The 13,607-nt window shown below is 35.0% G+C and carries 13 protein-coding genes; 6 read left to right on the forward strand and 7 right to left on the reverse strand.

Features of this window, described 5'->3' with window-relative positions:
• Nucleotides 1-154: 154 nt before the first annotated feature.
• The 5 genes from murB to recF all read right to left on the reverse strand — a co-directional run bounded on the left by murB (nucleotide 155) and on the right by recF (nucleotide 4,802).
• On the reverse strand, nucleotides 155-1,168 hold the full coding sequence (murB, locus tag YWA_RS0102655; protein ID WP_022826947.1) for a UDP-N-acetylmuramate dehydrogenase: 1,014 nt from the start codon (nucleotides 1,166-1,168) through the stop codon (nucleotides 155-157).
• A 67-nt stretch (nucleotides 1,169-1,235) separates the two neighbouring features.
• Entirely contained in the window at nucleotides 1,236-2,309 is a 1,074-nt protein-coding gene (locus tag YWA_RS0102660; RefSeq protein ID WP_022826948.1) for a glycosyltransferase family 4 protein, read from the reverse strand.
• A 3-nt stretch (nucleotides 2,310-2,312) separates the two neighbouring features.
• Entirely contained in the window at nucleotides 2,313-2,981 is a 669-nt protein-coding gene (locus YWA_RS0102665; RefSeq protein WP_022826949.1) for a DUF2461 domain-containing protein, read from the reverse strand.
• Nucleotide 2,982: 1 nt separating this feature from the next.
• Complete coding sequence (locus tag YWA_RS0102670) at nucleotides 2,983-3,678, reverse strand: thioredoxin domain-containing protein (protein WP_022826950.1); 696 nt, start codon at nucleotides 3,676-3,678, stop codon at nucleotides 2,983-2,985.
• Between the two features lie 44 nt (nucleotides 3,679-3,722).
• Nucleotides 3,723-4,802, reverse strand: coding sequence for a DNA replication/repair protein RecF (recF, locus tag YWA_RS0102675; RefSeq protein WP_022826951.1), 1,080 nt, complete (start codon nucleotides 4,800-4,802; stop codon nucleotides 3,723-3,725).
• 156 nt (nucleotides 4,803-4,958) lie between these two features.
• Between recF and YWA_RS0102680 the strand changes: the two genes are divergently transcribed.
• From YWA_RS0102680 to YWA_RS0102705, 6 genes are all read left to right on the forward strand, one after another.
• Nucleotides 4,959-5,741, forward strand: a complete 783-nt coding sequence (locus YWA_RS0102680) for a tetratricopeptide repeat protein (RefSeq protein ID WP_022826952.1) — start codon at nucleotides 4,959-4,961, stop codon at nucleotides 5,739-5,741.
• Nucleotides 5,742-5,801: 60 nt separating this feature from the next.
• Nucleotides 5,802-6,377, forward strand: a complete 576-nt coding sequence (gene ribH / locus YWA_RS0102685) for a 6,7-dimethyl-8-ribityllumazine synthase (protein ID WP_022826953.1) — start codon at nucleotides 5,802-5,804, stop codon at nucleotides 6,375-6,377.
• A gap of 150 nt (nucleotides 6,378-6,527) precedes the next feature.
• Nucleotides 6,528-8,387, forward strand: a complete 1,860-nt coding sequence (gene mutL, locus YWA_RS0102690) for a DNA mismatch repair endonuclease MutL (RefSeq protein WP_022826954.1) — start codon at nucleotides 6,528-6,530, stop codon at nucleotides 8,385-8,387.
• Complete coding sequence (locus YWA_RS0102695) at nucleotides 8,384-9,196, forward strand: rhomboid family intramembrane serine protease (RefSeq protein WP_022826955.1); 813 nt, start codon at nucleotides 8,384-8,386, stop codon at nucleotides 9,194-9,196. Before mutL ends, YWA_RS0102695 begins: the two co-directional genes overlap by 4 nt.
• Nucleotides 9,197-9,209: 13 nt before the next feature.
• Nucleotides 9,210-10,097, forward strand: coding sequence for a rhomboid family intramembrane serine protease (locus YWA_RS0102700; protein WP_022826956.1), 888 nt, complete (start codon nucleotides 9,210-9,212; stop codon nucleotides 10,095-10,097).
• A gap of 18 nt (nucleotides 10,098-10,115) precedes the next feature.
• Nucleotides 10,116-11,171, forward strand: a complete 1,056-nt coding sequence (locus tag YWA_RS0102705; protein WP_022826957.1) for an endonuclease/exonuclease/phosphatase family protein — start codon at nucleotides 10,116-10,118, stop codon at nucleotides 11,169-11,171.
• On the opposite strand, the gene YWA_RS0102710 is transcribed toward YWA_RS0102705, so the two are convergent.
• A complete protein-coding gene (locus YWA_RS0102710) occupies nucleotides 11,172-11,783 on the reverse strand; it encodes a WbqC family protein (protein ID WP_022826958.1) in 612 nt (203 codons plus the stop codon).
• A gap of 71 nt (nucleotides 11,784-11,854) precedes the next feature.
• Nucleotides 11,855-13,555 (reverse strand): signal peptidase I, encoded by a 1,701-nt coding sequence (gene lepB / locus YWA_RS0102715; RefSeq protein ID WP_022826959.1) that lies wholly within the window; start codon nucleotides 13,553-13,555, stop codon nucleotides 11,855-11,857.
• Nucleotides 13,556-13,607 lie beyond the last annotated feature (52 nt).

Here is a 13,607-nt window from a genome sequence, read left to right on the forward strand (position 1 = left end):
ATGTTGTTTTTACCCTATTAAAATCGGGTGCAAAATTAGGTAAAACTTTCTTGTAAAAATAGGGTTATAAAAAACATTTTTTTTGCCAATTAAAACAGGCTATTTTGCTGTTATAATCGGTAAAATTATTTGCGATAAAAGTGTTGCTTACTGCTTAAATGACATTCACTTCGGCTTCAATACGAATGCCAAATTTCTCAAAAACGGTTTGCTGAATATCGTGAGAAACCGCTAAAATTTCTTGACCTGTCGCTCCACCATAATTGACTAAAACTAACGCTTGATTTTTATGAATTCCAGCATCGCCAAAACGTTTTCCTTTAAATCCGGCTTGTTCAATGAGCCAACCTGCAGGAACTTTCACTTCAGTTTCTGAAACTTCGTAAAATTTCATGCCCGGAAATTTAGGATGTATTTTTTCGAAATCACTTTTTAAAACAATCGGATTTTTGAAGAAACTTCCGCTGTTCCCCAGTTCTTTTGGATCAGGAAGTTTGCTTCTCCGGATGGCAATAACCGCGTTGCTGACGTCTTTCAACGTTGGATTTGTAACGTTTTGATTTGCCAATTCAGCGATGATGTCGCCGTACGAAGTTTTAATAGTGTGATTTACTTTCGTCAATTTAAAAACCACCGAAGTAATAATATACTGATCTTTCGCTTCTTGTTTAAAAATACTTTCACGGTAACCAAACTTACATTCTGAATGCACAAAGGTTTTCATTTCTTGTGTAGCAATTTCCATCGCTTCACAGGAATCGAACGTATCTTTAATTTCTGTCCCATAAGCACCAATGTTTTGTACGGGTGTCGTGCCTACATTTCCCGGAATCAAAGACATGTTTTCCAATCCTCCGAAATCGTGTTCCAAAGTCCACAATACAAATTCATGCCAGTTTTCGCCTGCTTGACTTTCCACCCAAACGTGACTTTCAGTTTCTTTAAGGATTTTCTTTCCCTTTAAATCTACGTGAATCACTAAAGCATCAATGTCCTGCGTTAGCAACATATTGCTTCCGCCGCCCAATATAAATTTCTTTTTGGAAGCGTTTTCCTGCAATACTTTTCGCAATTCTTCAATTGAATGAACGGCAATAAACTCTTTAGCTTTTGCCTCGATGCCAAAAGTATTGTGGTTTTTTAAAGAAAAATTAGCAAGAAGTTCCATAAGATAGCATGTGAATTTTACGGTTCAAATTTAACCTATTTAAACTGCTTTTGAAGTAAAAATAAATTTAATTTTTAGATTGAAAATCAACGATGAGTTGGTGGTATTTGTCTGAAATAATTTTCATGTTCACACTGTAATTTGCGTGTTTTTCAATAAAGGCTCGATTTTGTGAAACTGCCTTTTCTCGGTATTTCGGATTTTCAAAAGCCCAAATTATTTCAGTTGCCAATTGATCCGCATCGTCTACTTTTACTAATTGTCCGTTTTCTCGGTGTTGAATCCAACTCTGATTTCCTTCAATATCGGTTACAATTGGGTAGCAACCTGACGCCATCGCTTCAAATAAAGATGCGGAAACGCCTTCGGTATTCGGCATACTGATGTAAAAATCAGATTGCTGCAATAGTTGCGGTAAAATGGAATTATCAATTCTTCCTGAAAACATGACTTCATCTGAAATCATTAGTTCTTGTGCCAATTCTGCTAACCGATTTTGCTGAGTTCCATCACCTACGATGGTCAATTTAAAATCAATATTTTGCTGCTTGATTTTGGCGAAAGCCTTCAAAATAATTTCGTGTCGGTATTCAGGTAATAAAGAACGCGTGACAATTGCGGTTATTTTTTGCGTGTTTTCTGGCGCATTTTTAAATTGAAAATGTTCTAAATTAATTCCTTTTGGTAAAACCAATACTTTCTTCATATCGACATTCACGTTTTTCATGTGGGAAGCCATAATTGGACCCCAAGCGTGAATTAAATCGGCTTTTTTGAACGCGTAATTCTGTAAGAATTTTTTTAAGGGAATCGAAATCGAGTTTTCAGGCCACAAATCGGTTTTTCCTTGTTGTGCAATTGCTATGGGATGCATTCTAGAAATTGCGGCTAAAAAACCATAACTGGTGGTTCGTTCCGCAATTACCATATCAGGACGTTCTTTTTTTATAATTCGTCGAATTTTAAAAATTGCGGTATAAAATTCTGCAAATCGGAATAAACGTTTGATTTTGCTTTTACTAGAAGTTCGAAGTTCCCAAGTTACAATATCAAAATCGCCAAATTCCTTCAAGCCATTCATCCAAGTGATGGCATCGGCTCGATAGGTTTCTCCTAAAAAGAGAATTTTTCGCTTTTGCATTATTTAATTTTCAGTTGCCAAAGCGCGATTGATAAAATCATTTAATGGTTTTAAGAGAATGAGTTTTTCCACCGTTTTCTTTACAAAATCAGGTTGAGTAGCGTCTGTATAATTTATTTTCTGTGTAGCAGTGAAACTTTTTAATTTTAAAAATGCAATCGCAGGATGCTCTTTGTCGTAATCTTTTGGTGCGTTTTTCAAACTGTTCGATTGGTCTAAACCTCCAAAGATTTTTTTAAATGATTTTTCTTGTACAATTTCCTCTAAATCATCGTAGAAAAAAGCAATTTCTTTTCTTACTTTTTTCAGATCGACAGCTTCAGGACCGTAAAGTCCTCCTGCGATAAAACTATCTTTTTTGCCAAGATGAATGTAATATCCCGCTCGATTTGAGCCTTTAAAACCCGTTGACATCCAAACGCCCAAATGATTTTTATACGGTGTTTTGTCTTTTGAAAAACGAATGTCTCGATTGATTCTAAAAGTACAGTTTTTAACTTCTAATAATTCCAAAGAAGGATCTAATGGCTTCATCTCTGCTAGAAATGCAGCTACTAAATTATGGTAATCGGCTTTGAATTTCTCGTACCGACTTTTGTTTTCGACAAACCAATCGCGGTTGTTGTTTGCCGTTAAATCATCGATGAATTGTAAAGAATCTTTTGAAAGCATCTTAAAGTTTTTTAATCAAATCTTGTTCACTTATGAAACCTTGGTTTTTCCACTTCAATTCTTTATTTTCATAAAGTAATAATGTAGGTAAGCCGTCAATTTTCATTTGCTCAACTAACGTTTTATTTTTATCAGCATCAATGCGAATAATGGTTACTTTATCGGCCATTTCTGTAGTCATTTTATCTAAATACGGACCCATCTTTTTACAAGGAGCACACCATTCAGCGTAAAAATCAATCAGCACTTTTTTGTCCGAAATCAATAATTTATTGAAATCGTCTTGCGTCATTCCGATGGTTTCCGTACTTGGTTTTGATAATCCTGCGGCATTCCATTTCATCATTCCACCATCTAATTCGTAGATTTTTGTAAAACCCATTTCTGACAGTTTTGCCGATGCTTTCGCACTTCGTCCACCACTTTTGCAATACACATAAACCGGTTTTGATTTGTCCAGTACAGCAACTCTATCTGCGAAATCAGAATCAAACCAATTGATGTTTTTCGCATTGAAAATATGTTGGTCACTAAATTCCTCTGGCGTTCGAACGTCTAAAAGTTGCACTTCACCATTCCTTGTTACTTTTTCGCTAAAGGTTTTCGCATCTAATTGTTCAACTTTAGCTGATTCTTGGCCTTGGCAAGAAAATAAAGTGAAACTAAATACCGCTAATATAATTTTAAAGTAGTTCATAATTTTGTAAATTTTAAAAGGTAAAAATAATGATTTCTGTCGAGTTAAAGGTTAAATATTCGATAACTCTGATTCGTTGATTTTATAATGTTTTCGGTGCGTTCGGGATGCGTATCTGAAATGAAAAGTTGGCCAAATTGTTCGTTGTCAATCATTTTAATGATTTTCTCGACACGACTTTCGTCCAATTTGTCAAAGATATCATCGAAAAGCAGAATCGGATTTTCACCACTTTCTTTTTTGACAAACTCAAACTGGGCTAATTTCAACGCAATTAAAAACGATTTTTGCTGGCCTTGCGAACCAAATTTCTTTATCGGATATTCGTCAATTTCAAATAACAAATCGTCCTTATGAATACCGACGCTTGTATATTGCAACGCGCGGTCTTTACCGATATTTTGTTCTAGTAATTGCAATAAATTCGTTTCGTGCAAACTACTTTCATACACCAATCGCACTTTTTCTGCAGAACCGGTAATCGCATGATGGTGTTTGGTGAAAATTGGAATAAAAGCTTCGAGGAACTCTTTTCTTTTTTCAAAAATAGTTTGTCCTAAATGTTGCAATTGCTCGTTGTAAATAGTCAACGTGTCCGTTTCGAAAACATGATTTAAAGCAAAATATTTCAGCAAAGCATTTCGCTGACTGATTATTTTTTGATATTGAATGAGTTGCTGTAAATAACTTCGGTCTAATTGCGAAATTACGCTGTCAATAAATTTTCGACGGGTCTCGCTTCCTTCAATGATTAAATCTTGGTCGGCCGGCGAAATAATTACGAGTGGAATAAAACCAATATGGTCTGAAAACTTGTCGTAGACTTTTCCATTTCGCTTCAAAATTTTCTTTTGACCCTTCTTTAAACTGCATAAAATCTGTTCGGTTCGGTTTTGTTTGGTAAATTCAGCATCCACGACAAAGAATTCTTCCCCGTGGCGAATGTTTTGAACCGCTAGAGGATTGAAATAACTTTTGCCGTAGGCGAGATGGTAAATGGCGTCAAGCACATTAGTTTTTCCAATGCCATTTTTCCCCACGAAACAGTTGATTTTAGGGTCAAAATCGAAATCAATTTCGGAAAAATTTTTATAATTGAAAAGGGATAATTTTTTTAAATGCATGTTAAAAAGCCTGCTTTTAGGAAGATATTTGCCGTAAAGTAACAAAAAAAGTGCCGTAATTTTGGAGTGTTTTTGAAATATAAAAAAATATCATTGGAAACTCCTTTCAAATATCAATAAAAATTTTATTTTTGCACCTCACTAAATTAAATTTAAATGGCAACGTATAATAAAAGAGGATACAAAGCACCTAAAGTTAAGGACGATAAAATGGACAATGATTATATTGAAGATGTAAACATTGACGAGAAAGACAGTACAACTGCTGAAGTCTTTAATTCTTTGGATGAAACGGCTTCTCGTACAGAAGATTTTGTTGCTAGAAACCAAAAATTAATTTTGGGAATTGTAGCTGCTGCTTTTATCGCGGCGATTGCGTATTTCCTGTACACTAAATTTGTAGTTGAACCAAAAGAGGTAGATGCGACGAACGAAATGTATGTGGCTCAAAAGAATTTCCAACTGGCTTCTGACGGAACGGCTTCGGATTCATTATATAATTTGGCATTAAATGGTGCTGAAGGTAAGTTAGGTTTTGTAAAAATTGCTGATGAGTTTTCAGGAACAGATGCAGGTAATTTAGCAAACTATTACGCTGGAATGGCTTATTTGAATACAGGTAAATTTGATGACGCGATTACGTATTTAGATAAATTCAGTTCTGATGACGTAATGTTGAAAGCTTTAGCTCTTGGAGCAATTGGTGATGCTCATTCACAGAAAAACCAAATGAAAGAAGCGCTAGATTTTTATAAAAAAGCACTTTCTTCAAATGAGAACGATTTTACAACACCACGTTTCACTTTGAAAGCAGGAAAAACAGCTTTAGCTTTAGGAAATAAAGAAGAAGCGTTGAAATTTTTCACAGATATTAAAGATAAATACGAAGCAACTGCTGAAGCTCAAGGAATTGATGCTTTGATTGGATTAGCACAATAATTTACTTTTAAATTTCAGATTTTCTAATTACTTTTAGGGCTGAATTTAAAATGTATAAAAATGGCTACTGCGAATAAAGATTTATCCAATTACGATAAAAACAAAATCCCAAGCGCGAAAGATTTTCGGTTTGGGATTCTTGTTTCTGAATGGAACCACCACATCACTGAAGGCCTTTTTTCAGGTGCAATCACAGCACTTTTAGATTGTGGTGCTTTGCAAGAAAAAATTATCCGTTGGAATGTTCCTGGAAGTTTTGAGCTTGTGTATGGTGCTAAAAAAATGATTGAAACACAAAAGCCCGATGTGGTAATTGTGATTGGAAGCGTCATTAAAGGCGAAACCCAACATTTTGATTTTGTATGCGACGGCGTGACGCAAGGAATTAAAGACTTGAACGTGTTGTCAGATGTTCCGGTTATTTTCTGCGTATTGACCGATAATAACGAACAACAATCCATTGATAGAAGTGGAGGGATTCATGGAAACAAAGGCACTGAAGCAGCAATTGCAGCCATTAAAATGGCTTTTTTAAGACATCAAGCCAGTTTCAGTTACCAATTTCACAACAGTAAAATGATTGAAGAACACCAATTCTTATTAGAAGAAAGTGTAAAGGAAATTGAAAAGTTGTAAATTCTTTTTAATTTAAATAGTCAAAACCTGTAGCTTAATTGTTGCGGGTTTTTTGATTTAATTATGATTGCATAAGGCAGACAAACCGAGATAAAATCGCTAAATTTGTACCGCTTTGTGCAAAAAATTCTAACTAAAAGATTTCTATTAATGTCAAGTGTTATTCAATTACTTCCCGACCATGTTGCCAACCAAATTGCCGCTGGAGAAGTGGTACAAAGACCGGCTTCTGTGGTGAAAGAATTGTTAGAAAACGCGGTAGATGCAAAAGCAACCGACATCAAATTAATTATAAAAGATGCTGGAAAATCATTGGTGCAAGTCATCGATAATGGTGTAGGAATGAGTGTTACGGATGCGCGACTTTGTTTTGAGCGTCACGCCACTTCTAAAATCCGCCATGCGGAAGATTTGTTTTCTTTGCATACCAAAGGGTTTCGCGGTGAAGCTTTAGCCTCAATTGCGGCAATCGCTCATGTCGAAATGAAAACGCGTCAAGACCAAGAGGAATTAGGTCATCACATTATCATCGAAGGAAGTAAGTTGGTTTCGCAAGAATTATCTGTTTTACCGAAAGGCACTTCATTCGCTATTAAAAATTTGTTTTTTAATATTCCTGCACGACGTAATTTCTTGAAATCGGATGTTGTGGAACACCGTCATATTGTGGATGAATTTCAACGTGTGGCATTGGCTCATCCCAACATCTATTTTACGTTTTACCACAACGGAAGCGAATTATTTAATTTGCCTCCAAGCAATTCAAGACAACGAATTGTAAATATTTTTTCAGGGAAAACCAATGAGAAATTAGTTCCTGTTCAAGAAACGACTGAAATTGTAACGATTCAAGGATTTGTAAGCAAACCTGAATTTGCCAAGAAAAGTCGGGGCGAACAGTTCTTCTTTGTCAACAATCGCTACATAAAAAGTGGTTATTTGCATCATGCAATTATGGCTGCTTACGATGGATTGTTGAAAGACGGGTGCCAACCAAGTTATTTTTTATACCTCGACGTTCCTCCACATACGATTGATATCAACATTCATCCCACGAAAACGGAAATTAAATTTGACGATGAACACGCGTTATATGCGATTTTACGTTCGTCGATAAAACACAGTTTGGGCCAATTTAATGTCGCTCCTGTTTTGGATTTTGATAGAGATGCCAATTTAGATACTCCTTACGAATACAAAAATAAAGAAAGTGCGTTTCCGACGATTCAAGTGGATGGAAATTTCAATCCGTTTGCCAATGTGCAAAATGAACGGGCAACGTCGAATACGAGTTACAGAGCGCCAACGAAATCAAGCGGAAGTTGGGAAAGTTTGTATGTAGGTTTGAATGCAGCGACGGATGATTTTACGGATGTAGCAGATTTAGAGGTTGAAAGTGAAACGGTGACTTCTTCTTTATTTGAAGATACAGACGTTCAGAAAGTCGTTAATAAAACTTATCAGCTGCATAAAAAATACATCATCAATCCGATTAAATCAGGAATGGTAATTGTGGACCAACAAAGAGCGCATCAACGTGTTTTGTACGAACAATTTCTGTCAAACATGACCATTCATCAAGCTTCAAGCCAACAATTATTGTTTCCCTTACGCTTGTTTTTTTCGTCGAATGAAATGCATTTGATTGCAGAATTGCAAGAAGCATTAGTGAATACAGGTTTTGTTTTTGAAGAAACCAACGATGAATATGTACAAATTTCTGGCATTCCTGTGAATGTAACCGAAAGTGAAGTTTCGATTTTATTAGAACAATTATTAGGTGATTTACAAGACGGAATCCCGGAAAATAGTTTCAGTCAAAACGACAGTATTGCCAAATCCATGGCGAAAAGTTTAGCCGTGAAAACCGGAAGTTATTTAACCGAAAAGGAACAAGAAAATTTAGTCAACGGACTTTTTGCTTGTAAAGACCCGAATGTTTCTCCTTTTCAAAAGCCAACTTTTATCACCATAAGAGTGGAAGATTTAGATAAAAAATTTGCAATATGATGAACATCACGCCAACTGTCAAGCAGTTATTGATTATAAATATTATTTTTTACATTGGTTCGCAAGTTTTAGGTGCACAAGCGTATGAATTGTTTTCCTTATACTTTTTTGAAAATGACAAATTCCAAGTGTGGCAACCTTTGACACACATGTTCATGCATGCTCAAATGCCGAACATCATGCATATTTTATTCAATATGTTTGCATTATATTCTTTTGGTAGTGCTTTGGAACATTTTTGGGGAGCGAAAAAGTTTTTGTTTTTCTATATTTCTTGTGGTTTAGGTGCGGCTTTATTGCATTTGGGCTATACTTATTACGATGTTCATTCACTTTTAAACGAGGTTTCGTCGTTAAATTTTTCAAAAGCTGAAGTTCATACGTTATTAAATTTAGATTATAGTACTGCATTTGATGTTAATGGAAGAATTATAGATGGTCCGTTTAAAACTCTGATGCAAAAAGTAGGAGCTAATTATGAACAAATCAATATAATTCTTGAAGCAGTTGGTAAAAGTAAAGTTCCCGCTGTTGGAGCTTCCGGAGCGATTTACGGATTGTTAGTGGCGTTTGCTTATATGTTTCCAAACGCACAATTGGGCTTGATGTTTATTCCCATTCCAATCAAAGCCAAATATTTTGTTCCTGGAATTTTATTAATAGATTTAGTTTTAGGATTCAAAGGAGAAGCGATTTTCAGCGGAGGTTCAGGAATTGCACATTTTGCCCATTTAGGTGGCGCATTAACCGGATTTTTAATGATGTATTATTGGAAAAAATCGCAGTTTGATAAAAACCGTTGGAATTAAATTTTAAAAAAGAATGAGCATACTTGACGATTTAAAATTGCAATACCGCACGGGAGGAATTGCCCAAAAACTAATCTACTGGAACGTGGGCTTGTTTGCTATTCCTGCGATTGTGTTTGGCTTATTGAGTTTGTTTGGTCTACATATCGACTATTTATATTACGTAAGTTTAGATTCTCTACCGTCTTCTTTGGCATGGAAACCATGGTCATTAATTACGTATGCGGTTTTTCATTCGGGTATTTTTCATTTGTTTTTTAACATGATTGTATTGCACTTTTCGACGCGATTGTTTATTACGTATTTCAATCAAAAACAATTGTTGGGGTTATACATTTTGGGTGGAATCTTCGCTGGATTAGTTTATATTGCAAGTTATTTGGTATTGCCTGTATTTGAAAATACAAGTTCAACATTAGTTGGTGCTTCGGGTTCAATTATGGCGATTTTATTTGCTACCGTAACCTACAATCCCTATATGGAAATGCGGTTGATGTTTATTGGTCGGGTGAAATTATGGCACATTGCCGCTATTGTAATTGCGTTGGATTTGATTCAGCTACCAATGGCGAATACGGGAGGACATTTGGCACATTTAGGGGGTGCTTTATTTGGTTACCTGTTTATGACTTTGTTAAAAAAAGGAACTGATTTGACTGATGGAATTACTAAAATAATCGACTTTTTCGTTAATAAATCGATTCCGAAAAAGAAAAAGACACCGTTTAAAAAAGTGCATAAAAATTACAATCCATCACCACCGATTTCAACGGAAAGTAAAATTGTAAAAAAAGATAAAACCCAACAACAAATCGACGAAATTCTAGATAAAATTAGCGCTTCGGGATACGATGCTTTAAGTAAAGAAGAGAAAGATTTTTTGTTTCGAGCCGGAAAATAAAATACACAGCCTACAACTATGCGGAAACTTTCGTGGTTTAATAAGATGATGTTTTTTCTCAATATAGTGTTGACTGTATTGACCATTGTCGGCTACGTCTTGCCTTTTTTGGCACCCAAAACATTTCCGTTATTATCAGTTTTGACTTTGTTTTTACCGATGATGTTGATTATAAATGTGCTGTATTTTATATATTGGGGAATTCAGTTCAAACGCCAAATTTTACTTTCTGGCGTGGTACTTTTATTGGGAATTACATTTATCAACAAGTTTTATAAATTTTCAAGTCCGAAATTTACTTCTGAAATCACCGACTTAAAAGTGATGAGTTACAACGTTCGTTTGTTTAATAAATTCGAATGGTCGGAGAAAAAAACCGTTCCTATTGAAATTTCCGATTTCGTCAAATCAAAGAAACCGGATATTCTTTGCATTCAAGAATTTTCATTCGCACCGGAATTTGATTACAGTTATTTTCCGTACAAATTCATTTTATCGAAGGGAAATAAAATCAAAACAGGACAAGCCATTTTCTCGAATTATAAAATTATAAATTCGGGTGAAATTGTTTTTCCTCATTCTGATAACAATGTCATTTTTGCTGATTTAAAGCGCGAAAAAGATACGATTAGAGTGTACAACATGCATTTACAATCCATCAGCATCACGCCTGAAGTCAGCGAAATAAATGATGACATTCAAGGAATTGACCAAAAAAAGTCGGAAAAAATGTTTCGCAGAATGAGTCGTGCTTTTAAAGTGCAACAACAACAAGCCGAGATTTTAATGGAGCATAAAAAAGAATGTCCGTATCCAATCATTATGTGTGGCGACATGAATAACAGTGCATTTTCGTATGTTTATCGTGTCATTCGTGGCGATTTACAAGACAGTTTTGAAGAGGCGGGAAGTGGTTTTGGTAAAAGTTACGATTTCAAATATTATCCCGCTCGAATTGACTACATTTTTGCCGATAAGAAATTTAAAGTCAAACACTTCAATAACTTTCCTGAAGTAGTAGATTCGGACCATTTCCCAATATTCACCGTTTTAAGCGAAGCGAAGACCGAGTAATTATAGTTGCTGATTTTTCAAATAAGTAATTGCATGATTTCCCTCATTAAAAAGCAAATCTAAAACACTTAAGTTGTTTAGAAAACCAAATTTCTCCTCAAAAACTTGTGGATAAGACTCAAATTGATTCGTGTCTTTTTTTCCGTCTGCCAAATTTCTATAATCAGTTTCAATCGGATTTTGAAGGTATTCTATGGTTTTGTTTATTTCAAAAGGCATTCTTAAACATTTCGATACAATCTCGATTGTTTGTAAATTCAAATCCATCAGAAAGGTATGTTTCTTCTCGAAAATGGGACGGATGTCGTCTTCAAAAAACTCGAAGAAAGGCGAATTTCGATAAGCTGCTTCTAAAGATTTATAGTGTTGTTTTTGCCAATCAAAAGTCGTTTCTAGTTTAACGTCTTTTGTTTTTTGAGGTAATCCGTCTTTACTATGTTTTACTGGAATATTTAATAGCTGAATGCCGTTTGGACTGTAAATATACATTCGGTTCCGATTCGTTTGCTTTTGGAAATTATCTTCCATTTCAAAAACTATTTTGTCTGATTGCGCCATTACAGCAAAATTACTGATGGACGGAAAATAAGTGGGATGTAGTAACGCTTCCATATTTGTAGTATAAAAGAAAACACAAAACAGACGCTCGTCCATTTTGTGTTTTTTATAATTTTAGCATGTAATTAATTTGCTTTTTGCTTCTTTTTCTTCAAGTAAAAAGTGATTCCAAAATAAGCAACTAAAGCAATTAAGAAAAATTTGAAGTACGAATAAGGTTGGCCATCACCTCCAACAGTGGTAAAGAGGCGTTCCCAACGGATTTTGTCAAAGGCTTTTCCCCAAGGCACGTTTTGGTCTAAACTCATCCAAATTAAAACAGGTTTTCCAACAATATGATCGGCTGGTACAAATCCCCAATAACGCGAATCTTCTGAACGATGGCGGTTGTCTCCCATCATCCAATAATAGTTTTGTTGGAACGTATAATTCGTAGCTACTTGTCCGTTGATTAAAATTTGATTTCCGTTTACTTTCAAATCATTATTTTCATATACTTCAATGATTCGTTTGTATAAAGGTAAATTTTCGGTGGTTAATGCAACTTGTTTTCCTGCTGCAGGGATGTGAATTGGTCCAAAATTATCAATTGACCATTCACCTGTTTGTGGAAAAACACTTTTGTCTTTCTCATTAATTACCTTGGTCACCGAAAGAACTCTTGGATCCGTTGCAATTTTATTTTTCAAGGCTTCTGTCATGTTGATTTCACCCGCTAATTGCGAATAATTCATTCCCAGTTTCGTGTAATCTTCTTGCGTAATAGTTCCATGAACGACAACATTTGTACTGTCGCGAGTCACTTCGGCCAAATGAGTAGTACTTGTTCCACTAGTCAAATATGCTTTTACTTCTGGTTTGTCCCAAATTGTTCTTGGAATCGAATAATAAGGTAAATACTCATTCATTTTATTTTCTTCTAGAACAGCTGAATAGGCAGGCTCTTTGAAAATAACTTGGTAATGAAACTGTGGTCTTGCTCTTTCTGGTAAAACCAAAATTTCATTATTAATGTAAATGGCTCCGTCTTTTATTGAAAGATTATCGCCTGGAATTCCAACACATCGTTTTACGTAATTCGATTTTTTGTCAATTGGTTTTAAAACTGCTTTTCGTCCTGAACGATCAAAAAACTGATAAACAGTATCGACCGGCCAATTGAATACTACAATATCATTTCTTTCAATTTTTTGAAAACCAGGAAATCTGAAATAAGGTAATTGAGGCCATTTCGTATACGATTTTACATTTAACAAAGGTAAAGTATCATGTACCATTGGAGCGGCAATAGGAGTCATTGGTGTTCGTGCTCCATAATGAAACTTACTTACGAATAAAAAATCACCAACAAGCAATGACTTTTCTAAGGAAGAAGTTGGAATTGTAAACGGTTGCATCACGTAAGTATGCACCAATGTGGCAACAACTATTGCAAACAATAAAGAACTAACAGTATCTCCCGCTTGACTTGTAGAGTGCAAACTTCTATTGGGAATGTAAGTTACGTCTTGCGTATAATTGATATAGAAAATGTAAAAACCTAAAGTTGCCAATACTAAGACAGTATCTAAAGTAGTGTTTTTACCAAAACTTCTTATGGTTTCCACCCAAACAACAGGAATCATAATTAAATTGATTACTGGGATAAAAAGTAAAATAGTCCACCAAGTTGGTCGATTAATGATTTTCATCAAAACAATCGCATTGTAAATTGGAACTGCAGCTTCCCATGATTTTCTTCCTGCTTTCTGATATAATTTCCAAGTAGCCAAATAGTGAATAACCTGCACTACTAAGAAGAAAATGAACCATTGAAGTATTGTCATAATATGTGTTTTTATTGCATTTTCTAATTGGTAGAAAAAGTATAATTATTGT

The sequence above is a fragment of the Flavobacterium antarcticum DSM 19726 genome, assembly GCF_000419685.1.
Taxonomy (GTDB): Bacteria; Bacteroidota; Bacteroidia; order Flavobacteriales; family Flavobacteriaceae; genus Flavobacterium; species Flavobacterium antarcticum.